The organism is Rhodococcus sp. HNM0563 (genome assembly GCF_012726195.1).
Lineage (GTDB): Bacteria > Actinomycetota > Actinomycetes > Mycobacteriales > Mycobacteriaceae > Rhodococcus.
Map to the genome: position 1 here is coordinate 548,649 of NZ_JAASAF010000003.1, position 24,878 is coordinate 573,526.

22 protein-coding genes and 1 tRNA gene are annotated in these 24,878 nt (G+C 65.6%); 5 read left to right on the forward strand and 18 right to left on the reverse strand.

Going from position 1 to position 24,878, the window contains the following annotated elements; translation table 11 throughout:
• Positions 1 to 19: 19 nt before the first annotated feature.
• The 5 genes from HCA61_RS09620 to HCA61_RS09640 form a co-directional block, all read right to left on the reverse strand.
• A complete protein-coding gene (locus tag HCA61_RS09620) occupies positions 20 to 2,173 on the reverse strand; it encodes a hypothetical protein (RefSeq protein WP_169687902.1) in 2,154 nt (717 codons plus the stop codon).
• 184 nt (positions 2,174 to 2,357) lie between these two features.
• A complete protein-coding gene (locus HCA61_RS09625) occupies positions 2,358 to 2,783 on the reverse strand; it encodes a hypothetical protein (protein ID WP_169687903.1) in 426 nt (141 codons plus the stop codon).
• A gap of 850 nt (positions 2,784 to 3,633) precedes the next feature.
• The gene (locus tag HCA61_RS09630) at positions 3,634 to 4,542 is read right to left on the reverse strand and encodes a universal stress protein (protein WP_169687904.1); all 909 of its coding nucleotides are present in this window, start codon (positions 4,540 to 4,542) and stop codon (positions 3,634 to 3,636) included.
• 45 nt (positions 4,543 to 4,587) lie between these two features.
• Positions 4,588 to 5,628 (reverse strand): LLM class F420-dependent oxidoreductase, encoded by a 1,041-nt coding sequence (locus HCA61_RS09635; protein WP_169687905.1) that lies wholly within the window; start codon positions 5,626 to 5,628, stop codon positions 4,588 to 4,590.
• Positions 5,629 to 5,693: 65 nt separating this feature from the next.
• Positions 5,694 to 6,605, reverse strand: a complete 912-nt coding sequence (locus HCA61_RS09640) for a universal stress protein (RefSeq protein WP_169687906.1) — start codon at positions 6,603 to 6,605, stop codon at positions 5,694 to 5,696.
• Positions 6,606 to 6,750: 145 nt separating this feature from the next.
• Here HCA61_RS09640 and HCA61_RS09645 point away from each other — a divergent pair, with 145 nt between their 5' ends.
• The 3 genes from HCA61_RS09645 to HCA61_RS09655 all read left to right on the forward strand — a co-directional run bounded on the left by HCA61_RS09645 (position 6,751) and on the right by HCA61_RS09655 (position 10,821).
• Positions 6,751 to 7,191 (forward strand): Rrf2 family transcriptional regulator, encoded by a 441-nt coding sequence (locus HCA61_RS09645; protein ID WP_169687907.1) that lies wholly within the window; start codon positions 6,751 to 6,753, stop codon positions 7,189 to 7,191.
• An 18-nt stretch (positions 7,192 to 7,209) separates the two neighbouring features.
• Complete coding sequence (locus tag HCA61_RS09650) at positions 7,210 to 8,436, forward strand: globin domain-containing protein (protein WP_169687908.1); 1,227 nt, start codon at positions 7,210 to 7,212, stop codon at positions 8,434 to 8,436.
• Between the two features lie 78 nt (positions 8,437 to 8,514).
• The gene (locus HCA61_RS09655) at positions 8,515 to 10,821 is read left to right on the forward strand and encodes a M28 family peptidase (protein WP_169687909.1); all 2,307 of its coding nucleotides are present in this window, start codon (positions 8,515 to 8,517) and stop codon (positions 10,819 to 10,821) included.
• A gap of 78 nt (positions 10,822 to 10,899) precedes the next feature.
• Here the strand turns inward: HCA61_RS09655 and HCA61_RS09660 are convergent, their stop codons facing one another.
• Complete coding sequence (locus tag HCA61_RS09660) at positions 10,900 to 12,411, reverse strand: glutamate-cysteine ligase family protein (protein ID WP_169687910.1); 1,512 nt, start codon at positions 12,409 to 12,411, stop codon at positions 10,900 to 10,902.
• Between the two features lie 200 nt (positions 12,412 to 12,611).
• A complete protein-coding gene (locus HCA61_RS09665) occupies positions 12,612 to 13,424 on the reverse strand; it encodes a M23 family metallopeptidase (RefSeq protein ID WP_169687911.1) in 813 nt (270 codons plus the stop codon).
• A 240-nt stretch (positions 13,425 to 13,664) separates the two neighbouring features.
• Between HCA61_RS09665 and HCA61_RS09670 the strand changes: the two genes are divergently transcribed.
• Positions 13,665 to 13,737: transfer RNA gene (locus HCA61_RS09670), tRNA-Arg, on the forward strand.
• 31 nt (positions 13,738 to 13,768) lie between these two features.
• Here the strand turns inward: HCA61_RS09670 and HCA61_RS09675 are convergent.
• A complete protein-coding gene (locus tag HCA61_RS09675) occupies positions 13,769 to 14,662 on the reverse strand; it encodes a siderophore-interacting protein (protein ID WP_169687912.1) in 894 nt (297 codons plus the stop codon).
• A gap of 193 nt (positions 14,663 to 14,855) precedes the next feature.
• On the opposite strand from HCA61_RS09675, the gene HCA61_RS09680 reads away from it, so the two are divergent.
• The gene (locus tag HCA61_RS09680; protein ID WP_169687913.1) at positions 14,856 to 15,314 is read left to right on the forward strand and encodes a hypothetical protein; all 459 of its coding nucleotides are present in this window, start codon (positions 14,856 to 14,858) and stop codon (positions 15,312 to 15,314) included.
• Here the strand turns inward: HCA61_RS09680 and mddA are convergent.
• The 10 genes from mddA to HCA61_RS09730 form a co-directional block, all read right to left on the reverse strand.
• Positions 15,301 to 16,080 (reverse strand): methanethiol S-methyltransferase, encoded by a 780-nt coding sequence (gene mddA / locus HCA61_RS09685; RefSeq protein WP_169687914.1) that lies wholly within the window; start codon positions 16,078 to 16,080, stop codon positions 15,301 to 15,303. The genes HCA61_RS09680 and mddA overlap by 14 nt on opposite strands.
• A gap of 76 nt (positions 16,081 to 16,156) precedes the next feature.
• Positions 16,157 to 16,486, reverse strand: a complete 330-nt coding sequence (locus tag HCA61_RS09690) for a YnfA family protein (RefSeq protein ID WP_169687915.1) — start codon at positions 16,484 to 16,486, stop codon at positions 16,157 to 16,159.
• Positions 16,487 to 16,534: 48 nt separating this feature from the next.
• Positions 16,535 to 16,795 (reverse strand): LuxR C-terminal-related transcriptional regulator, encoded by a 261-nt coding sequence (locus HCA61_RS09695; protein ID WP_169687916.1) that lies wholly within the window; start codon positions 16,793 to 16,795, stop codon positions 16,535 to 16,537.
• 142 nt (positions 16,796 to 16,937) lie between these two features.
• Positions 16,938 to 19,223: an ATP-dependent DNA ligase gene (locus HCA61_RS09700; protein ID WP_169687917.1), complete on the reverse strand. Its 2,286-nt coding sequence runs from the start codon at positions 19,221 to 19,223 to the stop codon at positions 16,938 to 16,940.
• A 52-nt stretch (positions 19,224 to 19,275) separates the two neighbouring features.
• Complete coding sequence (locus HCA61_RS09705) at positions 19,276 to 19,707, reverse strand: SRPBCC family protein (RefSeq protein WP_169687918.1); 432 nt, start codon at positions 19,705 to 19,707, stop codon at positions 19,276 to 19,278.
• Between the two features lie 90 nt (positions 19,708 to 19,797).
• The gene (locus tag HCA61_RS09710) at positions 19,798 to 21,432 is read right to left on the reverse strand and encodes a cation acetate symporter (RefSeq protein WP_169687919.1); all 1,635 of its coding nucleotides are present in this window, start codon (positions 21,430 to 21,432) and stop codon (positions 19,798 to 19,800) included.
• On the reverse strand, positions 21,429 to 21,791 hold the full coding sequence (locus HCA61_RS09715) for a DUF485 domain-containing protein (protein ID WP_169687920.1): 363 nt from the start codon (positions 21,789 to 21,791) through the stop codon (positions 21,429 to 21,431). Before HCA61_RS09715 ends, HCA61_RS09710 begins: the two co-directional genes overlap by 4 nt.
• Positions 21,792 to 21,916: 125 nt before the next feature.
• Positions 21,917 to 23,704 carry a cation acetate symporter gene (locus HCA61_RS09720; protein ID WP_169687921.1) on the reverse strand — a complete coding sequence of 596 codons (1,788 nt, stop codon included), beginning with the start codon at positions 23,702 to 23,704 and terminating at the stop codon, positions 21,917 to 21,919.
• 11 nt (positions 23,705 to 23,715) lie between these two features.
• Entirely contained in the window at positions 23,716 to 24,021 is a 306-nt protein-coding gene (locus tag HCA61_RS09725) for a hypothetical protein (protein ID WP_240959124.1), read from the reverse strand.
• A 74-nt stretch (positions 24,022 to 24,095) separates the two neighbouring features.
• The gene (locus tag HCA61_RS09730; RefSeq protein WP_169687923.1) at positions 24,096 to 24,878 is read right to left on the reverse strand and encodes a LytTR family DNA-binding domain-containing protein; all 783 of its coding nucleotides are present in this window, start codon (positions 24,876 to 24,878) and stop codon (positions 24,096 to 24,098) included.

Here is a 24,878-nt window from a genome sequence, read left to right on the forward strand (position 1 = left end):
CACTCACGTGGTCGGCGTTTCACGCTTCTCCCGGGCCGACCACCCGCATCCCCTCCGGTGGCACCTCCTGAACGATGAACTCGTCATCAGCATCGGCCACGATCGACACATAGAACACCGGCCGACCATCGATATGCACGTAGCAGCCGATATTGAAACCCACGAGACGTGGGATCCGCTCGAGGGTAGGTACGCCGCCGGTGATTTCGCTGTCGGGATGCAGCCGTGCCGCTTCGGCAAGAACAGCTCGCTGCACGACGTCTCGGTCGATCAGGTCGTCGTCATCGGTGAGCGTCGAGAACGAGACCGGTTCAGTGCAGACGAACGGCACCTCGAACCTCATCGGTTGCCGCACACCGTCCTGGGGTGCCGGGGGCACGTAGGGTGCGTTCGTGATCCGGTATGCCGCGATCGGGCGATGTGAGACGCGGTCGATCACGAATTTCCAGTAGCCGTTGTGCGTCGGCACGGTGCCGCGCAGTGCCGGCCCCCCAGCCGAAGTCGCCTCCAGAAACTCGTCGTACCCGAGAACTTCGGCGCGCTCTCCGTGTTCGGTGTCGCGGGTGTGAGCATGCACCTCCGCCAGGTCGGCTTCGAACAATGCCACCGGATAGCGGTATTTCCGACCGGCGATCTGGGCATGGAACTCGCGGAGCACGTCGGTTTCGAGATCGTCCGCAATCCACTGCGAGAGCTCGCGGGTGGTCACCTCCTCGACGGGACGCGGCGGTTCCGGGAAACCACGAAACACCCCGTCCTCGTCGACACTGTCCGCGAAGGATTCGAAGTCCAGGTTCGCAATCGACAGGTTGTTCTCCACACCCCACATCTCCGAGGGGATGACGCGGAAGGTTCTTCCGCGAGGCCGGTCCGGTTCGTCGGGTCCGGTGTAGACGGCGACGATAGGCATCTCCGGGCTCCTCACCGTCTCGGTGTCGGCGAGAAACGCGTAGTACGTCGGCGACTCGCCTATTGCTTCGAGAAGCCCGTCGACGGTCAACCCGTCGTATTCCGGGTTGTCGATGCACGTGAGGTAGGCGGCGAATTCGGTGCCGTCTCCCTGCGGCATCGGAGCCATGGCAGCGACGGCAATGTCGCGCCAGGCGGCGTCGTCGGTGAAGTCGGTACGGATGAGCAGTGACTCGTCTTCGAGATGTTCGGTGAGAACCCGTCCTGCACCGAGGGTGGCGAGCACCTCCGCTTCGCGGCGATCGTGCTCCTCGGTGGCGAGTTCGGCGGTGATCTCAGCGGGGTCGCGATCCGGTGGATCGACCGGCACGATCGAATCCACGATCCGAGCACAGTCGTCCCGGCTGATGTCCTGGTGGCTGCGAATCTCGTACGTCCAGTCGCCGATGGAATGACGGTAGCGTTCCGGCGTCGAATCGTTCGGCCATTCGACCTTCGGTTCGCCGATCGCGCTCACCCATCGACGCAACGTGAACTGTGGTGCGTGCCCGCTGATCGACACGCTCAATTCGCCGGTGCGGGCATCACCGGATCGAGACTGTGCGTTTATTGTCATCGGCAGCCACGTCGGAAGCGCCTGAGGAATACCCGCCAGCGCGCGCTGACGTTCCTCCTGCTCCCTGTTCGATCTCGCGAAGTCATCCTCGGCTGGGCGTGACGGCCCTGCCCACGAGAACAATGTGGTCTCGAATACGTCGTCGAGACTGGGTTTTTCGAGTTCCATCCAATCATCACCACACTGCCATCGCAGTGCGACACCGAGTTCTGCGTCGAACACGTAGGTGACCGTTTCGTTCGCGTGCTGGTCGAAGGCGCTCACCTCCCAGCCGTCACGGCCACGAACCCGGACCGCCTTGGGCGCACTCGGTCCGACAAATCGTTGATTGTCGAACCCTCGAGTTGCCAGAGGAGGAAACACGCCGTAGGCGCGTAGCAGAAGAGCCGGCGACGCACCCATGATTGCGTAGCCAGTGGTGGGAGACTTGACGGTGTGCACCATAGTGCCGTCTCCGTCACTGGACCACCTGTCGGTGTCGTTCTCGATGAAAGTGGGCTCACCGGACTCGTTCTCGTAACGCCACGTGTTCTCAGGCGCGTGCCACACGCGGCTCCACGATCCGTCGGGCCGGTGGACAGTTCCGTGAACGGTGCGTCCCATCGTGCCGTAGTTCGAGCCTCGGACCTGTTCCCACGTCGGCGTCATGATCGGAACGTACCCGACGGTTCCGACTCCGGTTGAAGTCTGAGCTGTGCTCGATCGGCATGCGACTCTCAACGGTGGGCGGCGCAGCGGTCATATCGACAGTGGCGGTCCCTGCGCAGGGGTTGTTTGTGGTGGCTCTGGGCGTCACCATCGACCGCAACTGTTGTCCTCGCTGAGGCCCCAACTACGGGTAGCCGGACACACGGCGCTGGCGGAGGGTGATCGCCTGACCTCGAATTGCCAAGAGAACAGCGAGAAACGCGATCGGCAGGTAGAAACCGTATACACCCAGCAACGACGGTATGGACGACATCGCCTCTGAAAAGCCGAGCACCGACGCCACCACCAGCAATCCGGCGACCGTCCACGCCGCAGAGATGCGCGGCACCGCTACCGGAAGCAAGCACGCCATTGCCGGCAAAACCAAAACGATCACCATGCTGTTACCGAAATAGCTCCAGATCGATTCGTTGCACTCAGAAGGACTGATGGCGGACAGCCCAATCTCGCAGTCGGTGATCTGGAGTATCGGATTCGACGCCGCAAAGGCGCCCCAAGCAGCCGTAATCATGGCCAGCAGTACCCACGCCCAGCGCGGCACGGTCGTCATGAGTCGATCATGTCATTGCTGCTTCGGCGTACTCAGCGGAAGCGATGAGTAGACGGCTTCATCTCGCCCTGTTCGCGACACCGCGATCCAGAAGACACAACGCTGCGTCCGGAACCGCCCGGCAAGACTCCGAGCGAACCGAACAATCGTTCGAGGTTGACCCCGATCACGCCACGTGAGATCATCCCTCCACCGGCCTGAATACAGGTCGACCCCGGCAGGTGCGCTAACACCGAACCGGGGTCTGGGCACACGACAGATTGGACTGTCATGCACCGTACGGTGGATTCTATCCACACGCCCTTCGGAGGCGTAAATCAGCAACGAGCCGCGAGCGCATTCCTTCGCGCCGGCCGACACATCACCTGGTCACCAGGTTCTTCACTGACGTCGTAATCTTCGAGCCCCTCGATCACTGCCGATTCGGCAGTGGCTATCGAGGGGCTCGAGGTGTTCGTCTGCTTCCGCGTGCGCAAGGGCCGCTTCGGTAACCACGGCACGTCGAGAGGCATCGTCGCTCATCTCCCAGAGTCCGACGTCAGTGCATCGACGCTGCGTACCGGGGTGCCATTCCCCGGCACGAAACCGACTGGGCGCCAGTACCCTTCGTCTCCACAGCTGGCGGTGGAGCACCCGATCGCGCGGGTCGACACAACCGACCGGGTCCAGTACACGCCACACGTCACCTCCGACGTGGGGCCAGAAGTGCTGGCCGAGACGGTCTATCGGGGTATGGCGACCGGGCAGCGTTGGGGAAGGGGCCGAAGGCAAGCTCAGGGACCCGTAGGGTCTCCGATCGGTTCGGCAGAGCCGCCCGCAGGGCGTCCGATTCCCGGACGCCCTGCCGCGTCTACTCCTCGCCCGTCTCCGACCTCGCCACCAACACCGGACAATCCGCGGTCTGGATCAACGCGTTGCTCGTAGATCCCAGCAGCAGGCCCTTGAACCCACCCCGCCCGCGCGACCCCACCACGAGAAGCTGTGCGCTCTCGGCGTATTCACTGAGCACCCGCACGGGACGATCGCGCGCGACCACCCGCTCGACTACGACGTCGGGATAGCGTTCCTGGTATCCGGCGAGGCGTTCGGCAAGCACGATCTCCTCGCCTGTCTGGATGCGACTCCAATGCGGATCCTCGGGCACTGCGCCCAGCGACGGCTGCACACTGACATCGCTCCACACATTGACCGCGACGAGGGTCGTCTGCCGCGCGACGGCCTCCTCGAACGCACACTCGACGGCGGCCCGGCACGACTCCGACCCGTCCACACCGACCACGACGGGACCTTCGACCGGGGGCGCCCCATCGAGAGTGCGGCCGCGCACGATCACCACGGGAGCATGGGAGTGGGCGGCGACGGATGTCGACACCGAGCCCGCGAGCAGACCTTTGACCTCGCCGAGCCCACGCGATCCGACGACGAGTCGGTCGGCGTGTGACGACAGTTCGACCAGCGTGGGCGCGACCTTGCCCTCGATCTGCTCGGTGCTGATCTCCACCGAGCCGTTGCTGTCGTCGACGACCTTCCGCGCGAGCACCCCCGCATTGGCGAGGCGGTCGCGGGCAGTGGTCTTCATCTCCTCGTGGAAACTTTGCGCGAGGTAGGGCTCCGAGTAGTAGAAAGCCGGAACGTGGACGACCGTGACGATGCGCAGTGGCACCGATCGGGCACTTGCCGCGCGGGCAGCCCAGATCACCGCACCCGAGGCTGCGTCGGACCCGTCGACCGCAACTATGATCGGCTTGATCTCGCTCATATCCGGAACCTTTCTCCGTGATGGTGACGCTGACCCGCCGGCGGGTCAGCTGCAGATATTCCGCATCTGTTCGATCAGACGGACCCGCCCTGCGGTGTCGCCGGCGAGCGGGGTGACGTTCAGTGTCGTCGCGCCGGCTTCTTCGAACGCTGCGACACGCTCACGCACATAACCTTCGGGACCGATCAGCGAGACGGCGCGCACAAGATCCTCGGGCACGGCCGCCGCTGCCTGCTCCTTCTTGCCGTCGAGGTAGAGGTTCTGAATGAGCGCGGCTTCCTTCTCGAAGCCGTAGCGGACGGCGAGATCGTTGTAGAAGTTCTTGCCCTTGGCTCCCATACCGCCGATGTAGAGGGCGAGCATCGGCCGGACCCAGTCGATCATGTGGTCGACGTCGTCGCCGATCGCGAGCGCGACCTGGACGTAGGTCTGCAGTTCACCCAGTGCGGGATCGCGTTTTGCCTTGCCCTTGGCCAGCGCATCGCCCCACACTTCGGAGACCTTCTCCGGGTAGTAGAAGATGGGCTCCCACCCCTCGGCGATCTCGGCGGTCAGCTCGACGTTCTTCGGGCCGATCGACGCGATGACAACCGGGATTCGTTCGCGCACAGGCTGGTTGATGATCTTCAGTGGCTTGCCGAGGCCGGTTCCCTTGTCTTCGGGAAGCGGGAGCTGATAGTACTTGCCCTGGTACTCGACCTTCTCGCGCCGCCAGACCTTGCGGCAGATCTCGACGATCTCACGGGTGCGGCCCAGCGGCGCGTGATACGGCACACCGTGGAATCCTTCGATGACCTGCGGACCCGATGCCCCGATGCCCATGACGAAGCGACCGTCGGACACGTAGTCGAGGCCGGCTGCGGTCATCGCGGTCAGCGTGGGCGTGCGCGTGTAGAGCTGGAAGATGCCGGACGCGAGCTCGACGCGCGACGTCTTCGCCGCGATGTAACCGATCTGGCTCACTGCGTCGAACGAATAGGCTTCCGGGACGAAGACGATGTCGAGGCCGGCCCGCTCGAGGTCGGCGACCTCGGCGACGGTCTCGGCGAATCCGCCGCTGTAGTTCAAACCCATTCCGATTCGCATGTACACACCTCAACTCTGCAGCGTGCGGGGCACGCCTGTGGACCGTGCCCCGAACACTACCGCCGTCAGTCTTCGTCCGGACGGACGACCATGACCGGGCAGTGCGCCGCACGCAGAAGTGAGTTGCTGGTGGAACCGAGGACGAGTCCTTTGAATCCGCCGCGACCCCGGCTGCCGACCACGACGAGTTGCGCATGCTCGCTCCACGCCTGCAGATGGGTGCGTGGTCCGTCGACGTAGATCTTGCGGACGACGGTGACGTCGGGATAACGCTCGCCGTAGCCCGCCAGGCGCTCACCGAGCAGCACACGCTCGACGTCCTCGAGCGCCTCGGGCTCGAATTCGAGCGGCATGGTCTCGAGGGCTCCGACCTTCAGATCGCTCCAGATGTGCACAGCAACCAGGTCGACGTCGCGGAACGAGGCCTCCTCGAACGCGGCGGCGAGCGCATTCTCGCTCAGCGGACTTCCGTCGATTCCGACCACGACGGGACGGTAGTCGGGTTCGGATGGTGCGTCCTCACCGCGCACGACGACGACAGGGCAGGTGGCGTGGCCGATGACCGCAACGGGTGTCGAACCGAGAAACATTTCGCCGAGGCGTCCGCCGCCGGATTCCCCGAGCACGAGCATCCGGGTTTCCCGCGACAATCGGACCAGCCATTTCGCGGTGCCCGTGAGGGCCACCGCGGCGGTGATCTCGAGGCCGGGAGCGCTCTGGCGCGCAATCCGCTCGGCCTCGCCGAGCACAGCCTTGGCGTCCTCCTCCGCCCACTCGAAGACGCGTGATGTCTGAACGAAGGGGGTCGCTGCCCAGCCGGTGGTGGCGAAATCGACCGCATGAACGAGGTGCAGAGACAGTCCTCGTTGCGCCGCGGTGGCCGCGGCCCAGCGGACCGCTCGAGTGGACGCGGGCGATCCGTCCACACCGACAGTCACATTGTTGTGGTCCCGAGGTGTTTCACCGTGAGGTTTCACAAGATCGAGACTAGCTCCTAAGGATGTGGTGTGGAATGGACTTTCGTCCCTGCAACCGGAGAAGTAAGTGAGACAACGCGACTCCCCACGCGATCTGCGTCACACTAAATTGTCATTCTGGATGCAAATTAACTAGCGTGAGGGCATGCAACTCACCCAGTTCACCGATCTCGGACTGAGAGTTGTCATGCACCTGGCCGCGTCCTCCGCGGACAGCGTGCCGAGAACGAAACTCGTTGCCGAACAACTGCATCTGTCGTACGCACATACGACGAAAGTGGTCGCCAGACTGAATGAGCTCGGCGTCGTCACCACCCGCCGCGGACGTGGCGGAGGGCTGGCCATCACCGAACTCGGTCGCACCGCCAGTATCGGATGGCTGGCGCGGCAACTCGAAGGAGACGAGGAAGTGGTCGACTGCGAGGGAGCGAACCCGTGCCCCCTCCGTCACGGCTGCAAACTCAGGAAGGCACTGCGCGACGCGCAGGAGGCCTTCTACGCCACGCTCGACGACGTCACCGTCGCCGACCTGGCGACATCGAAGATCGAACCGATTCTGTTGACCCTCACTCAGCCCACCCCCTGACAGGAAATGGAGTTCACCATGACTCTCTCGCCCGAATCCAAGGAAGTCATCGCCGCTACGTTGCCGGCCGTCGGTGCCGCCATCGGCGATATCACTCCCCTCTTCTACAAGAAGATGTTCGCGGCGCACCCCGAACTCGAGCGCAACCTGTTCAACCGGGGCAACCAGAAGCAGGGTGAGCAGCAGAAGGCACTCGCCGGATCGATCGCAGCCTTCGCCACCCTTCAGCTCGATCCCGACCCCGCACGCGTCGAGTCCATCCTCTCCCGTATCGCGCACAAGCACGCCTCTCTCGGCATCAAGCCCGACGAATACTGGATCGTGCACAAGCACCTGTTCGAAGCGATCGTCGAAGTCCTCGGTGCCGCAGTCACTCCCGAGGTCGCGCAGGCGTGGGACGAGTTGTACTGGCTGATGGCGAACACCCTCATCGCACTCGAGGCCGACCTCTACAAGGCCGCGGGCGTCGAGGTCGGGGAGGTGTGGCGCACCGTGCGTGTCGCCGAGCGCGTCTACCAGTCCGCCGACACCGTCTCGTTCGTCCTCACCTCACTCGACGGCGCCGCCCTGCCCACCTTCCGCCCGGGACAGTATCTTTCGGTCGGCGTCGAGCTGCCCGACGGTGCTCGCCAGATTCGCCAGTACAGCCTGTCCAACGCGCCGTCTCGCGGCGACTGGCGGATCACCGTCAAGCGCGTCGCCGCATCCACCGCGCCCGACGGCACCGCCATCCCCGCCGGTGAGGTCTCCAACTTCCTGTTCGAGAACTGCTTCGAAGGCGACGAACTCCAGGTGACCACGCCGTTCGGCGACCTCGTGCTCACCGATGAAGACGCCCCCCTGTTCCTCGCCTCCGCGGGCATCGGCTGCACCCCGATGATCGGCATGCTCTCGCACCTCGCCGAGGTCGGCGACCAGCGCCCGATCTCGGTACTCCACGCCGACCGCTCGGCAGCCAACCACGCACATCGGCACGAACTCTCGACCCTCGTCGAGAAGATCCCGTCGGCCGGTGTCTACCGCTGGTACGAGGACCTCGGTGCGCGTCAACCGATCGAGACGATCCGCGTGGGACGGGCCGACATCACGGATCTCCCCCTCGACCCGAAGACCCACGCCTACCTGTGTGGACCGCTCCCGTTCATGCTGTCGCTGCGCGAGGCCCTCATCGAGCGCAACGTGCCTGCCGAGAACATCCACTACGAGGTATTCGGACCTGACAGCTGGGCGCCCGCAGGAGCCTGACGACAGCTGATCGATCAACGGGCAGCGCTCCGGCTTGTCGGCCGGGGCTCTGCCCGTTTTGACCGCTACGCTCGATCCATGGACACCGCCTCGCCCGAGGCTGCTCGGGCACTACCCCGACGGTCGAGCGTGCTCGCGCTTCTTGCGCTACTCGTCGTCGGGCTCGCGGCGGTGCTGCTGACTTCTTCCCCGACGCCGCTCACCACCGACGCGCCCGCCGATGTGTTCAGCGCTGGACGCGCGACCACCCACATCGAGGCGGTCGCCGCCGAGCCCCGAACTCTGGGCTCTCCCGCACACAGCGCGGCGCGCGAGTACCTCGTCGGGGAACTCGAGGCGCTCGGCTGGCGCACCTCCGTCAAGAGCGGCGTGGGCTGGTATTCACCCACCGACGGAGCAACGCAGCGCGGCGCCCGAGTACACAACATCGTCGCGCTCTTCCCAGGAACCGACCCCACCGGGACGGTGGTGCTCGCCGCCCACTACGACACCGTGCGTGGTTCACCCGGCGCCGCCGATGACGGTATCGGTATCGGTACCGTCCTCGAATCCGCGCGCGCGATCACGGCCGGTCCCGCACCGCGTAACGACGTCATCGTCCTGCTCACCGACGGCGAGGAAGACGGTCTCCTCGGCTCCCAGATGTTCACGCAGACGCGCTCACCGTCGCTCGGCCCCACCGTCGTTCTCAACCATGAGGCACGCGGCAACGCAGGGATACCCGTCACCTTCCGCATCACGGACCCCAACGGAACCCTCGTCGAGACACTGGCCCATGCACCCGGCGCCAACGCCGATTCGTTCACCCAATTCGGGTTCGAAGTGCTCCCCAACGACACTGATTTCAAGCATTTCGCCGCGGCCGGCTTCCACGCCTACGACACCGCGATCGCGAGGGGCTCGGCGTATTACCACAGCCCCCTCGACACCCCGGACCGGCTGAGTCACGAGTCGCTGCAACAGATGGGTGATGCCACCCTCACTGTCGCCCGCGAACTCGTCGAGTCCGACCTCACCGCGCTCGACTCCGGGGGCGAGGACGTCGTGACCGCGGCGCCCTGGGGATTGATCCACTATCCACGCTGGGTGGAGTTCGTGCTGACGGGACTCCTCGTCGCCGCGGTCGGTTGGCTGGTCGCTGCGCGGATTCGACGGGGTGAAGCCACGTACTGGACTGTCGCCGCCGCCACCGGAGTCTCGGCAGTCGCGGTGGGGGTCGCGGCACTCGCCGCCTGGCTTCCGTGGTTCATCGCGATGCGCCTCGCCCCCGGGATGGCCTCCCCCGTGACGAGCGAACCCTATCGTCCTGACGTCTACCAACTTGCCGCCGTGGTCGCGGCAGCGGGCGTGCTCGTGACGACCTATCTGTGGGCCCGAACGCGCCTACCGGCCGCATCCCTCGTTGTGGGGGCGTTCGTCCTGATCGCCTTCACCTCGGTGATCGCATTGCCGTATGTCGGTGTCGCATCGGTGCTGGTTCTGCCCGCACTGCCCGCACTCGCAGGAATACAGATCGCTCGCTTTCTCACCGATCGTCCACCGCTTCCGACCCTCTCGGTGGCGGTCGGGGCCGTCCCTGCCGCGCTGCTCCTCGTCCCTGCCGTGGTGGTGTCGTTCGATGCGGGCCTCATGTTCGGAGCGCCGCTCGCAGGCGTCTTCGTCGCGGTGTTGTTCTCCCTGACCCTCGTGCTCTGGGAAGCGGTGCTCCCGTCGTCCGCGACACGGGTCGGGCGCATCTCCGTGACGCAGACGGCCGGAACCGCAGCCATCGCGTCGGTACTCGTGTGTGTACTCGTCGCGGGCTATCTCAACCGCGACGGCGCGACCGATCCGCGACAGGAACACCTGTGGTACGCACTCGACAGCGACCGCGACACCGCAATCTGGGCGTCTCCGGACTCCCCACGCTCGGAGTGGAGCCGGGAACTGCTCGTCGACCCGGCGAGCCCCCTGACCGCGGAATTTCCCTGGCGGGACGAGCCGATGGCGCATGGTCCGGCGCCCGTAGCACCTCTTCAGGCACCCGAGATGGAGGTCCTCGACGACACTGCTGCAGGCGGTGCCCGGGAGCTTCGGCTTCGCCTGTCGTCCCCCAGGGGCGCGAACGCCGTCGGACTGTGGGTCGACAGCACAACGGCCACTGTCCACGGCGCAACCGTCGACGGGCACCGAGCGGAACCGGCCGACGACTTCGGATTCCGATTCTGGGCTGCGGGGCCGGAAGGGGTCGAGGTCACCCTCACCCTGAGCGTCCTCGAAGATCGAGTGGGACTGCGCCTGATCGATCTGTCGGACGATCTGAGCGTCGTCCCCGGCTACGAACCACCGACGGATCGAGTGGTGATGGCGCCGACGGTCGTCGTCAGCCGGTCGTTGCGGATCTGATCGACTCGCGACGCCACGAGATGACGATCGGCACACCGACGATCGACACACCACGGCCGGACGCGCTAAAGCCCGCGCCTACGCATCCCACTCGTGTACGGGTCTGCCGTCGGTCATCGCCGCGACGTAATCGCGGAGCATCCCCGACAACGCGATGCGACGATCTTCGCCCGCCGCTTCACGTCGCGCGACATGCTCACGTTGCCATGCCGCCCCAGTTTGCCGATTCAAGCACCGGCCCTCGATGATCCCGAGGTAGCGGTCGCGCGCGCGGGCGGAGAGCCCGAACGATTCCAGCCCACGATCCGCCAGCGGCAGCAACCGGCGCAGGACGAGCTCGTCGGCACCGACCCAGCCCAGTTTCGGCCAGTACAGGCGAGATTCGAGTCCGAATTTGGCACCGATGATCAGGTTTTCCTCGGCCGCGTCGAATGTCATCCGCCGCCACAGCGGGTCCTCGTCCTCGACGAGCGCTCGCAGCAATCCGTAGTAGAACGCCGCGTTCGCCATCGTGTCGAGGACGGTCGGCCCGGCAGGCAGGACCCGATTCTCGATCCGCAGGTGGGCCTGACCGTCGCTGACGTCGTAGACAGGCCGGTTCCACCGATAGATGGTGCCGTTGTGCATCTGAAGCTCACGCAGTTGCGGAATCAGGCCAGCATCGAGTTCCGCGGCGGGGTCGGAGTCGGTGATCTCCGGTAGCAGCGCAGTGAAATAGCGGGAGTTCTCCTCGAACAGGTCGATCGGGGACTCGATCCAGCGTTCCCCGAACCACACTCGTGGACGCACGCCCTGGTTCTTCAACTCGAGGGGGCGGGTGTCTGTGGCCTGGGCGAACAGGGGGATCCGGCTCTCGTGCCACAGCGCCTTACCTGCCAGGAACGGCGAATTCGCTGCGAGCGCCACCTGCACCCCCGCCAGACACTGCGCTGCGTTCCAATGCGGTGCGAAATCCTCGGGTGCCACCCTCAGGTGCAGTTGCAGCGAAGTGCAGGCCGCTTCGGGCACCACCGAGTTGGTATCGGCGCGCAAGCGTTCCACCTCACCCGTACCGGGGAGCGGCACACCGTCGAGGTCGAGTTCGATGTCCTCACCTCGTGCTGCGAAGATCTGCTCGTTGAGTGCCTCGTAGCGCGGATTGGCGGTGATCCGGTCTCGGCCGAGATGGTCGAGTTCGAGGGTCGGCAGCATCCCGATCATCACGAGCTGGGCATCGAACTGGTGCATCCGCTCGTCCGCGCGCCGAAGCGAGTGACGAAGGGATTGTTCGATTTCGATCGTGGCGTCGCCGGACAGCGGCCCCGGTTCGACGTTCATCTCGACGTTGAACTGGCCGAGTTCGGTCTGGAAGACCGCATGGTCGTCGATCGCCTGGAGCACTTCCAGGTTGGACATTGCCGGAGCCATGTCGTCCTGGACGAGATTGAACTCGATCTCCATGCCGAGCTGCGGCTCGGGCGAAGAATGCGCATCGGCGAACGCACCGTCGCGGAGCATACGTTCGAGCGCGCTCATGCACTCGCGGACCTTGTGCCGGAACTGTCGGCGGTCTGCGCCGGTGAACGAACGAGCAGAAATCTCTGTGCCCACGTGTTCTCCCCGGTCTGTGCCGACAGATCTCGATGCAGGCACCCTACCCAGATCTGATGCCTCTGCCTCCTGCGTAGCAGGCGGTGAAGATGAAACTACCGCACGACCACCCGAAACACCGGAGCATGTGTGCGTCCGTGAACGCAAACGCACCCGGCCGCAAGGCCGGGTGCGTTTCGAAGTGTCGCGGGGAGCGGCGGTCAGACTGCGCGGTAGCCGCTCCAGTCGGCGACAACGCCACGGTCGCTGAGCCAGGTGTTGGGGTTGGTCTTGTTGCCTGCCTCGTCCCACACCTCGAAGTGCAGGTGCGGCCCGGTCGACCAGCCACGGTTGCCGACGGTGGCGATCTGCTGACCCGCGCTGACGCGCTGGCCCGCGGAGACCTGGTAGGTGTCGACGTGACCGTAGACAGCGGTGGTGCCGTCGTCGTTGAGTACGCGAACCCACTGGCCGTAGCCGGATGCGGCGCCTGCGTCGAGGACCGTGCCGTCGGCGGCCGACTGGATCGGAGTGCCGATAGGGGCGGCGATATCGATTCCGCCATGGTGCGAGCCCCAGCGCGCACCCCAGTCGGATGTGAGCGTGCCCGACACCGGCTGCACCGTGTTCGGCTTGATCGGGTTGAGGTTGTCGAGCCAATTGCCGCCACCGGTGAACTGGTCGACGAGACCCTGGACCTCGACGGGCAGCTGCGGGGCGCCCTGCTCGGCGGGAGTGGTGATGCCGGGAATCGCGGGAAGCTCGATGCCCTCGGGCAGCTCGAACGGAAGCTGCGGGGCGGGAGCCGCCTGGACGGGGCCGTGATCGTGGCCGGGGTGAGCGGCAGCGGTGCCTGCAGTGAACTGTGCGCCGATGGCCATGAACGCGCCGGTGGCGCACGCCACGGTGGCTGCCTTGGCCGGAGCCGACGGGCCCGTCGGCTCGATGCGATGACGCCCACGCTGAGTCGATCCGACCGTCAGATCGATCTCGAATTCCGATGCATCTTCGCGTGTCCGCTGGTGCCGTGCCACAGTCGCTGTCCCGTTCGTAGTCCCGATTTCGGCCGGTGCGTAACACCCCGGTCGTTCCTGGCGATTCAAGGTAACAAAACGATATACGTCCGGTCCAGCGTTACCTCTTCGCGATCCCACAGTGCGGGAATCGAACCAACCGGTCGGTAACAAACAGCGAATTTCCGGCTCTCTTCGCACAGCGCGGGAGCGACCGCTACACTCACAGCGCGCCGCGATTCGGCCCCCGAATCGGCGCGCGCCTTCGTAGCTCAGGGGATAGAGCAACCCTCTCCTAAAGGGTAGGTCGCAGGTTCGAATCCTGCCGAGGGCACACGCTCGACGTATGCGCTGGCCAGCCGGGTCTACAGGCCGACTTTCTCCAGCGCGGCCTCGTAGACATCCATCGCTTCCTCCACCGACTTCCCCTCGGCAAGCGCGGTGGAATACACCGAGCGAAGCTCGTCACCCTGCTCCTCGAACTTCGCCGTCCATCGCTCGGAGTCCTCACGCCAATAGCCGACGATGTCGTACTGGTCGCGCGACCAGCCGAGCGAACGCAGATGCTTCTTGGCGGCGCGGATATCGGCGGCCTCGCCCGCGAACCAGCAGTACCCATCGGCAGGCAGGTCGAGCTCGGCGAGCGCCGCGGACAGCCGCGTGCGCGACACTCCGTTTCCGCTGCCGACGAGTTCGACGATCTCGGTGTTCTCCCGCGAGGGCAGGTATTCGAGCTCGCTGCGGTCGAGGACCTCGGCGACGACGGTCACGTGCACCGAAGGATCGGTCTGCTCGAGGACTCGCGCCAGTGCAGGCAGTGCGGCGAGGTCGCCGGCGAGAACGTGGCGGGTCGCCGCGGACGGCGGTTCGTGCCACGAGCGCGGGCCCGCCATCAGCACACGCCAGCCGGGTTCCGCTGCGCGCAGCCACTCGATCGCGGGGCCGTGATCATGCACCGCGAAGTCGACCACCATCTCGCGGGATTCCGCGTCGTACGAGCGCACGGTGTAGTTGCGATGTCCGGCGCTGCGCTCCTCGTCGACAATCTCCCAGCCGCCCAGGGCATTCGGATTCTCGCTCGGTCGCGCGTGCAGTTCCTCCGCGTCGTGCGAGAGGTAGAACGCCACGGCCTCGTCTGCTGCAGCCAGCGGGCGGTAGCCGTTCCCGGTCCCCTCCCCGATCTCGAGGCGAGCGCGCAACAGATGTTCCGCGACCTGTTCACGCGCGACCAGCGTGGCTACGAAATTCTCCCACTTCATTAGGCCAGGCTAACCGATCACTATCCGTCGATCATGTGACTGCGCTAACACCATCGGGTCCGAAACCATCCCCTGCCGATCGCAAGATCGATAGAATCGCGGCAGTCGATCGGTCGCGGGACGCGCCACGCACGAAGCACACGCTGTGGTCGGCACTCGGACACGACATTCCCCCACCCGAGGAGCCCGCAGCATGCCTGCAGTGCGATTCATCCGTCGAGCACTCACCTTCGCAGCCCCCGTCGCAGCCGCGGTTCTCTTCGCCGGTGTTGCCACAGCTGCTCCGACGCAACCGCTGGGTACAGCGATCACCATCGGCTGCCTCAACCAAGGCAGCCTCGCGTCACTCACATCGGTGGCAGCCCACCCCGGTCCCGACGACGAACACGGGATCACCGCAGGCCACGTGCAGTTCGCAACCACGCAAGCGCTGTGGCCGATACCGGCCGCCGGTCAGGTGACGGTCGCATGGCTCAACCGCGACAACGGACGCACCGGCATCGTCGACCTCACCGGGGAATACCCGAATCTGTCTGCGACCGTCGACACCGGACCGGGCGAGGTGCTGACCACCGTATTCGGATCGGTGAGCCTCGCCAGCGGTCCGCTGTGCAATTCGACCCCGGCCACCGGCGCTGTCACCGTCGGCTGAACCACTTCCACGGCAGGATCATCGGTACGCGAGTCCGATAGGAGCGATATCGCTCGCCGAACGTCACGATGAGGTCGTGCTCTTCGAACCTGATCGCGACGAGGATGTATGCCGTCGTCACCGCCGCGAAGAGCAGATGCCCGACCGACATGGTCGGCGCAACCCAGAACGCGACGAGGAAACCCAGATAGAGCGGATGCCGCACCGACCGGTACAGCAGCGGTATCCGGAAGGCGTTCGCCGCGGGCAGTTGTCCGCGTTGGCTACGGATGACCTGTCTCAATCCGAACAGGTCGAAATGGTCGATGGCGAACGTCGACACGAGCACGAGACCGAACCCTGCGAGCGAGATCGCATAGAGCAGTACTCGTAGCGGACTGCTGTCGATGCCCCAAATCGGGTGTGGGAGTGGACGCCACTGCCACATCACGAGTGCCAACGCCGCCGAGGCGAGCAGGACGTAGGTGGATCGTTCCGCGGGCTCCGGCACGATCCGGGTCCAGCGTCTCTTGAACCAGGGTCTGGCCATCACCGAATGCTGCACTGCGAACAGCGAGAGCAGCACCAGGTCGATCACGATGGCGATTCCGGCCGGGGCACGAGGCCCCTGATCGATGTTCCGGGGTACCACCAGTCGTTCGACCCATCCGATCGAGTACAGGAACACCGCGAGGAATATGAGATACGCGCAGACCCCGTATGCAGTGACGAGCAGCCGGGAAGCCGGGGTGTGGGTGCGAGGATCCGAGTTGGTTGTCGTAGTCATGCGCTCAGTGTCGGGATGACAGCCAGCGCTCAGAAGGTCCCCTGAGGTGGCGAATCCTCCACCCTTGTACTCTCCGTCACCTCGGGGCGTACATGATCACGGCGACACCTGCGAGACACACCAGCGCCCCCGCGATGTCCCAGCGATCAGGACGGAAGCCGTCCATCACGACACCCCACAGCAGGGAGCCCGCGACGAAGACCCCGCCGTATGCGGCGAGGATGCGGCCGAAATTGGCATCCGGTTGCAGCGTCGCGACGAACCCGTACGCCCCGAGGGCGATCACACCCAGACCCACCCAGATCCAACCACGGTGCTCGCGCACGCCCTGCCAGACCAGCCACGCCCCACCGATCTCGAACAAGGCGGCAACTGCGAACAGGACGAGGGATTTGAGGACGGTCATGCTCGAACAGACTACGGATCGGACCGGCCTGGCCCTGCGGTGCCGTGTTCACAACTCGTCGATGGATACGACACCGTCTTGGAGTGCGCGCACGAGCAGCGACGTCTTGGTGGTCGCGGGGCGCCCCACACGCAGGTACTTGTCGCGGATGCGGGCGATGTGAGTACTCACGGTGGCTGCGGTCACGAACAAGCGGGCGGCTGCCTCGGACTTGGAATCACACAGCAGCCACTCCCGAAGTATCTCGGTTTCACGAGCCGAGAGCTGCGGTGAGGAGTAGGTGCGGGAGGGCTCGAGCACACTCGTCATGTCGGGATTCCTTCGTCGATCGATCTGACTACCGGCGGCCCCCCGACAAAGCCTCCGAGTCCGGTATGAGAAGAACATACGATTTTACACCGACAACCACCAGCCGAATGGACTCATTCGCCCTCATCGTCGCCGGCACATTTCATTCCCGGCGCACGTCGTGCGGGTCCAGATCACTACGCAGGCCACGCCAGCTCGGGTGACGAAGTCGGCCACCTTCGGTCCACGCCGCGAACCGCACCTCCCCCACCAGGTCGGGTTCCACCCACACTGCGTCACGCTGATCGACGGCGGGCAGCTCGTCCACGAACGGGCTCTCCTCCCGCCGTCTCCCCCGCAACGACGAGGTCAACTCCGCGAGAGTCCGGTCGTCGAACCCCGTACCGACCCTCCCCGCATAGACGAGCCCGCTGTCGGCGGGGATGCCGAGAAGCAACGAGCCGAACGACCCCGCGCGGTTCCCCTGTCCCGCCCGGTAACCGCCGATCACCACCGACTGGGTGAGCCAGTTCTTCGCCTTCACCCACGCCGCGCTCCGCTTTCCCGGCAGATACACCGAGTCGCGGCGCTTGGCGACAACGCCTTCCCATCCGCGCTCGAGGCTCGTGGCAAGCGCGGCGGCGCCGTCCCCGGTCAACTGGTCCGGCACTGCCAGTCTTCCCGCCGCCGCGGCAAGCGCATCGAGCACGCGGCGTCGATCGTCGTAGGTCTTACCCACGAGCGTGACGCCGTCGAGATACAGGAGGTCGAACACCCGGTACTCCGCGCTCGCCCCACGCTGCAACTGCTCGAAGCTCGTGATGCCCGACGCGTCCACGGCGACGATCTCTCCGTCGAGGACGGCAGCGTGACCGTCCAGCACGTGCCCGAGCTCTCCGAGCGCCGGGAATTCTCCGGTCACATCCCGTCCCGAGCGGGCACGCACCCGGACGGTTCCGTTGCGTACCTCGACGACAGCGCGGTATCCGTCCCATTTCCCTTCGAACGCCCACGCCGCACCCTCGAGCTCTTCCACGTCACCCGCGGTCGCGAGCATCGGACGTAGACCGACCGGAAACTCCTCCATCCGCCCAGAACCCGACTGTTGCTTCATCCGGTGGGCGAGCCATTGGTCCTTCTCGGTGCGGATGAACGCATATCGGCCCTCGACCTTCTCTCCGTGCAACCGCACGATCACCTCGTCGTCGCGCCATTTCTCGGTGTCGTAGGTGCCGGTGTCCCACACCGTCATCGTCCCGGCGCCGTACTCACCGGACGGTATGGTGCCGTGGAAATCGAGGTACTCGAGTGGATGATCCTCCGTCCGGACAGCGAGATGGTTGCGGCCGGCATCTTCCGGCAGGTTCTTCGGCACCGCCCATGACGCGAGCACACCGTCTCGTTCCAGTCGCAGGTCGTAATGCAGACGGCGGGCATGGTGTTCCTGGATGACGAACCGGTCGTCGTTGCCAGTGGCGGTGATCGCGGACGGGACCGGCTCGGGAGTGCGCGCGGCGTTGCGTTTACGCCGGTAGTCGGCGAGCGCGTCGTTCGCCGTGTTGTCGTCGGTGCCGAGCCGGAGGTCGCCGGGAGCCGGATCCAAGCCCTCGAGAAGATCACCGTGTTCGACGATCCGCTCGAGCACTTCGTCGAATGTGAGCTGCCGCAGATCCGGGTCGTCGAGTTCGGCCCAGCTCCGCGGCGCAGCCACCCACGGTTCGTCGCGGCCACGCAGCGAGTACGGCGCGACCGTCGTCTTGGCCGCATTGTTCTGGCTCCAGTCCACGAAGACCTTGCCGCCGCGCACCGCCTTCGCCATGGTCGCCGTGACGAGATCCGGGTGCAGCGTCGCAAGATTCGTCGCGACCTGCCTGGCGACGGTCGATGCCCCACCTGACGCGAGTTGCCGGTCCAGCGGGACATACAGGTGCAGGCCCTTACTGCCACTCGTGACGGGATAGGTCTGCCACCCGAGTTCGGCGACCATGTCGCGGACGTGCCGTGCGACCTGTGCACACTGCGCGAGCCCCGCTCCGGGGCCGGGGTCGAGGTCGAACACGAGCCGGGTCGCGGGGCCGGGTGCAGATCCGGCGAATCGCCACTGCGGGACGTGCAATTCGAGTGCGGCTTGCTGCCCGAGCCACGCCATGCCGGCCACCGAGTCGAACACCGGATAGGTGACCGACCGTTGCTTGTGGTGCACCGTGCGACGGTCGAGCCACGACGGCGCGTGCGGCGCAAGGTTCTTCTCGAAGAACGCCGGTTCGTCGACGCCGTTGGGCCAGCGCTTACGAGTGCCGGGGCGATCCACGACGTGCGCCAGCATGACTTCGGCGACGGCGACGTAGTAGTCGATCACCTCGCCCTTGGTGGTGCCGGTGCGCGGATAGAGCACCTTGTCGAGGTTCGTCAGCGTGATGCGACGATCCCCGATCGTGCGGGTCGGCATCACCTCATTGTGCCAACCTCATTTCGAGTCCATCCTGCTTCGAGCGAACGACTCAGCCGTACAACTCCGCGAACTTGCGCAGTGAGGCGTCGAGATCGCCATGCAGCGCACGCGCCACACCCGACCCAACCGGGCCGAACAGCGGCGCTCCCCCGAGCTCGATCTTCATCGTCAGTCGCGATCTCGACCCCGTGCCGGTCACCGCGAGACGCATCTTGAACTTCGTGCCGCCCTTGCCCGATCCGCGCAGCACCACGTGGTGCGGGGCGTCGAGTTCCTCGACTTTCCACTCCACCCGGTTGCGCATGCCCTTGACCGAAACCACGGACTGCAGTGCCACACCGGCTGCGAGTGTGTCGGGAAGTTCGCCGCGCCAACCGTCGTGGATGCTCAGCCAATCACCGAATGCGTCCAGATCGGATGCCTTCTCCCACGCGGACTGAGGATCGAGCGGAAGGTCGGTCGCGACTTCGAGTTTTGCCATGCCCGCAGCGTAGAGGAACAGCCGAACGTCACCTTCGGTCAGTTGAACTGACCGAAGGTGACGTTCGGCTTCAGGGGTGTGGGCGTGGGGTCAGTGAGACACGGCCTTCTCGACACCGACACCGGTGAGCGAGCGGACCTCCATCTCTGCCTGCTTGAACGGATCCTCCGGCTTGTTGCGGCCGATGTAGGTGCCGACGATACCGAGAGCGAAGGCGAGCGGGATGGACACGATGCCCGGGTTGGACAGCGGGAACCACGAGAAGTCGGCATTCGGGAACATCGACGACGGGCTGCCGGACACTGCCGGGGAGAACACGATCAGCAGCAGGCAGCTGATGAGACCGCCGTAGATGCTGAACAGCGCACCCGTGGTGTTGAACTTCTTCCAGAACAGCGAGTACAGCAGCGTCGGCAGGTTCGCCGAGGCGGCGACAGCGAAAGCCAGCGCGACCAGGAAGGCGATGTTCTGCCCCATGGCGAGGATGCCGAGCACGATCGAGACCAGACCGATCACGACGACCGTGATGCGCGAGACCCGCACCTGCTCGTCCTCGGTGGCCTTACCGTGCTTGAGCACGCTCGCGTAGATGTCGTGCGCGAACGATGCGGATGCCGTGATCGCCAGGCCTGCGACGACCGCGAGGATCGTGGCGAACGCGACCGCGGAGATCACCGCAAGGAAGATGGTGCCGCCCAATTCGTACGCGAGCAGCGGAGCCGCAGCGTTCTCCTTGCCCGGAGCATTCAGGATGACGTCGGGCCCCACCATCTTCGCGGCGCCGTAGCCGAGCACCAGGGTGAACAGGTAGAAGGCACCGATGAGCGAGATCGCCCACGTGACCGAGCGTCGTGCTTCCTTGGCGGTCGGCACGGTGTAGAAGCGCATCAGCACGTGCGGCAGACCCGCAGTGCCGAGCACCAGCGCAATGCCGAGGGAGATGAAGTCGATCCGGGTCATGCCGCTGATGCCGTACTTCGCACCCGGCGCGAGGATGTCGCGGCCGGCGACCGCTTCGTCCGCAGAGTTCGATGCCATGGCCTGAGCGTCGGCGAGCAGCTGCGAGAAGTTGCCGCGCACCGCGAGCAGCACGAGCACGAACATGATGCCCGCACCCGCGACCAGCAGCACCGCCTTGACCATCTGGACGTACGTGGTGCCCTTCATGCCACCGACGAGCACGTACACGATCATGAGCACCCCGACGACAGCGACGACGATCGCCTGGCCGGCCTTGTCCTGGATGTCGAGGAGCAGTGCGACGAGTCCACCGGCACCGGCCATCTGGGCGAGCAGGTAGAACAGTGACACCGCGAGCGTCGACAGCGCCGCAGCCATCCGCACCGGTCGCTGCTTGAGCCGGAAACTCAGAACGTCGGCCATCGTGAATCGCCCGGTGTTGCGGAGCAATTCGGCGACGAGCAGCAGCGCGACGAGCCACGCGACGAGGAAGCCGATGGAGTACAGGAAGCCGTCGTACCCGTAGACGGCGATGGCGCCTGCGATACCGAGGAACGACGCAGCCGACAGATAGTCGCCCGCGATGGCGAAACCGTTCTGGGGACCGGAGAACTGACCGCCACCGGTGTAGAAGTCCGAGGCCTTCTTCGTGGTGCGGCTGGCCTTGATGACCAGGCCCATCGTGACGACGACGAACGCCACGAAGATTGCGATGTTGAGCAGCGGGTTACCGACATCGGTATGTCCCTGCGCAAGTACATTCACTGCTGCGGTCCTTCCAGCTCGTCGCGGATCGCTGCCGAGCGCGGATCGAGTTCACGTCCGGCGAACTTCACGTACACGGCGGTGATGATGAACGTCGTGACGAACTGCCCGAGCCCGAGGATCAGGCCCAGATTGATGTTGCCGATCACCTTCGTCGCCATGAAATCCGCCGCGTAAGTGGCGAGCAGAACGTACAGGGCGTACCAGGCCAGGAAGAACACCGTCACCGGAAACACGAACCGGCGCAAACGGGTACGCAACTCCTGGAACTCCGGACTCGCCTGCATGTCGACGAAGTCCTGCGACGTCGGTACCCGCCGCTCCGGTACGTCACTCTCGCTGAGTGGTGCTGTGGTCACTGCCGACTCCTTGGTCGTCCGTGTGAGGTGTAGTGCACACAAACGCTAATGAGACGGCGATCACACAGATAGAGGTACGTGCGGGTTGTACGCCAAGCTGTCGTGACGTGCGCCGAACGGTCGTCTCATTGCGACGAGCGGCGCTCTCCGAGCTCTCGCTCGCCGAACGCACCGAGCTCTCGGTCGCGGCCCATCCCGAGCCGCTCCGGCACGTGCATCCGAGAGAACGTGCGACCGACGTCGGCCGGCACCCTCTTCCTCGTCGCGAGGCTCACCCCGATCATGACGAGGAACGCCAGCGGCACGCTCACCGCGCCCGGGTAGGCGGACAGCACCGCCGGCCATCCCCCGGCAACCGAAGGATCGAAGCGCACGAGAACAGTGAGCAGAGCCGCCCCGCCCGCCACGAGACCCCCGACGACCATGCCCGCAGCGGCACCGATCGCGGTCAGCCCACGCCACCAGATTCCCAATATCAGCAGCGGGCACAGCGTCGATGCTGCGATGGCGAACACCTGCCCCACCGACCTGGACAGATCCAGCGACACCACCGACACCGCAAGGAGCAGGGGAACGATCCCGGCCAGGACCGCTGCTATCCGGAAGTCCCGAACCCGTCCACGCAGCACGTCGGTCGACAGCACTCCCGCGACACTCACGAGCAGGCCGGACGACGTCGACAGGAATGCCGCAATCGCCCCCGACGCGACGAGCGCGGCGAGCAGTTGGCCCACCCAACCCGAGAGCACCGAGTTGGGCAGGAGCAACACAGCGGCATCCGAGCGGCCGGTGATGAGCAGTTGCGGCACGTACAGACGCGCGAACACCCCGAGAATCGTCGGGAACAGATAGAACAACCCGAGCAGGCCGATCACAGCGAACGACGTCATGCGCGCGGCCCGCCCGTCCGTGTTCGTATAGAACCGCACGAGGACGTGGGGCAGTCCCATCGTTCCGAGGAACGTGGCGATCATGAGCGAATACACCTGGAACAGGTGGTGTTCGCCGCCTGCACCGATGCCCGCGCCGGGCGACGCCCACGCGTCGTTGTCGGAGGGCGCCCCCGCGACCACCGGCACCGGCGAACCCGCTTCGAGCACCAATTCGGTGCCCGCGCCGAGTTCGTGTTCGCCGGGGGTCAGAACGATCTGCCCTGCGACGGGCCGGGAATCCACCTCGCCGGTCGCCGTCACCGGGATCGGCTCGGCGACCTGCACGACGACGTCGACAGTGATGTCGACAGTGGTGGTCTCCGTGACAGTGGGCGGTATCGGTTCGTCGACACCGCGGTCGTCCCCTACGAAGTAGATCGTCAGGACCAGCGCGGGAAGCGCCACCGCGGTGAGTTTGAGCCAGTATTGGAAGGCCTGCACGAACGTGATCGACCGCATGCCGCCGCCCACCACATTGGCGATCACGATGACACCGACGACTGCTGCCCCCACCCAGCTGGGAAGGCCGAGCAGGATGTTCAGTGTCAGACCCGCGCCCTGGAACTGCGGTACCAGGTAGAGCACGCAGATGATCGCCACGATGATCATCGACAGCGACCGCACCCAGGGTTCGCCGAGCCGGAACTCGGCGAAATCCGGCACGGTGTACGCACCCGATCGGCGGAGCGGCGCCGCGACGAACAACAGCAGGCCGAGGTATCCGGCGGTGAACCCCACCGGGTACCACAGGGCATCGGTACCGTATTTGGCGACGAGACCTGCCACCCCGAGGAACGATGCGGCAGAAAGGTATTCACCCGAGATCGCGGCGGCGTTCCAGCGGGGTCCGACGCTACGGGACGCGACGAGGAAATCCGAGGTGGTACGGGAGATCCGCACCCCGTAGACCCCGATCGCGACCGTGGCGATCGCGGCGGCAACGATGCCGACCACCGTGAGGACAGGAACCGAGGTGTTCATGGATACAGACGTCAGTCGTCGGTCAGGTCGGTGAAATCCTGCTCATTGCGTTCGGCCAGAAACACATACAGCCACGCGCAGACCAGGAGCAGGAGATACGACACGAAACCCAGCAGGATCCACGGCACCCGCACCTTCCACAGAGTGAGACCGGCCAGCGCGGGAAACAGAGCGAGCACCACCGGAATCGCGCCGAGCAGACATACCGGGACCACCGCGATCCGCAGCGCGAGCCCGAGTTGCGCGCGCACCAGACCCCGGACCATCGCGTCGCCCACTTCGGTCTGCTGCTGCACCTCCACCCGGGTACGCACCATGCGCGCGCCGCGCCTCTTCGCGAGCACGACACGTTCGCGGTGCGGCCCGGCCGGGGGACGCGCGGACGGGCCCGTCACCGCGCCGTCCAGGACTGCATCGGGCCTCGGATCAACCGGTCTTTGAGTTCACGGGTGTGACGGCGACTGACAGGCAATTCGACCGGGGCAGCACTACCGACCGGCTTCATGCATACGACCAGTCCCGTCCCGGCACTGCGGATGCCGGTCACCAGCGGCAACGCCACCAGGTACGAGCGGTGGACACGGAGGAAGCCCGCATCCGCCCAGCGGCTCTCCAACGACGAGATCGGGATGCGCACGAGATGTGATCCGGTGTCGGTGTGCAGGCGTGCATAGTCACCGTCCGCCTCCACCCATCGCACCGACGACCGCGGCACCAGAGTGGTCACGCCACCGAGTTCGACGGGGATCACCTCGTCGCGTGACTCCGCCTCGGAACCGTCCGGTAGTGCCGGCCGGCGCCGCTCGACGATACGACGTACGGCCTCGACGAGACGCTCCTCCCGCAACGGCTTGAGAACGTAGTCCACGGCGCCCAGGTCGAACGCCGACACCGCTCGGTCGTCGTGTGCGGTCACGAACACCACCGACGGTGACGTCGCGAAGTTCTGCAGGATTCCTGCGAGTTCCAGCCCGTCGAGTCCCGGCATGTTGATGTCGAGGAACACCGCGTCGATGCCACCGTCGCGCAGCAGCCGCAGCGCGGTGGTCGCATCACCCGCGGTGTGGACCCGCCCGATCTCGGGACGGGCGCGCAGCAGGTAGGCCAGCTCGTCGAGCGCGGGCGGTTCGTCGTCGACGGCGAGCACGTTCATGGTGTCGGGAGTCTCGTTCAC

Coding starts and splice junctions, on each gene's coding strand:
- HCA61_RS09620 (WP_169687902.1), bottom strand. CDS start 2,173: ATGACGCCGACGTGGGAACAGGTCCGAGGCTCGAACTACGGCACGATG.
- HCA61_RS09625 (WP_169687903.1), bottom strand. CDS start 2,783: ATGACGACCGTGCCGCGCTGGGCGTGGGTACTGCTGGCCATGATTACG.
- HCA61_RS09630 (WP_169687904.1), bottom strand. CDS start 4,542: ATGAGCGAGATCAAGCCGATCATAGTTGCGGTCGACGGGTCCGACGCA.
- HCA61_RS09635 (WP_169687905.1), bottom strand. CDS start 5,628: ATGCGAATCGGAATGGGTTTGAACTACAGCGGCGGATTCGCCGAGACC.
- HCA61_RS09645 (WP_169687907.1), top strand. CDS start 6,751: ATGCAACTCACCCAGTTCACCGATCTCGGACTGAGAGTTGTCATGCAC.
- HCA61_RS09650 (WP_169687908.1), top strand. CDS start 7,210: ATGACTCTCTCGCCCGAATCCAAGGAAGTCATCGCCGCTACGTTGCCG.
- HCA61_RS09655 (WP_169687909.1), top strand. CDS start 8,515: ATGGACACCGCCTCGCCCGAGGCTGCTCGGGCACTACCCCGACGGTCG.
- HCA61_RS09675 (WP_169687912.1), bottom strand. CDS start 14,662: ATGAAGTGGGAGAATTTCGTAGCCACGCTGGTCGCGCGTGAACAGGTC.
- HCA61_RS09680 (WP_169687913.1), top strand. CDS start 14,856: ATGCCTGCAGTGCGATTCATCCGTCGAGCACTCACCTTCGCAGCCCCC.
- mddA (WP_169687914.1), bottom strand. CDS start 16,080: ATGACTACGACAACCAACTCGGATCCTCGCACCCACACCCCGGCTTCC.
- HCA61_RS09690 (WP_169687915.1), bottom strand. CDS start 16,486: ATGACCGTCCTCAAATCCCTCGTCCTGTTCGCAGTTGCCGCCTTGTTC.
- HCA61_RS09695 (WP_169687916.1), bottom strand. CDS start 16,795: ATGACGAGTGTGCTCGAGCCCTCCCGCACCTACTCCTCACCGCAGCTC.
- HCA61_RS09700 (WP_169687917.1), bottom strand. CDS start 19,223: ATGCCGACCCGCACGATCGGGGATCGTCGCATCACGCTGACGAACCTC.
- HCA61_RS09705 (WP_169687918.1), bottom strand. CDS start 19,707: ATGGCAAAACTCGAAGTCGCGACCGACCTTCCGCTCGATCCTCAGTCC.
- HCA61_RS09720 (WP_169687921.1), bottom strand. CDS start 23,704: ATGAACACCTCGGTTCCTGTCCTCACGGTGGTCGGCATCGTTGCCGCC.
- HCA61_RS09725 (WP_240959124.1), bottom strand. CDS start 24,021: ATGGTGCGTACCCGGGTGGAGGTGCAGCAGCAGACCGAAGTGGGCGAC.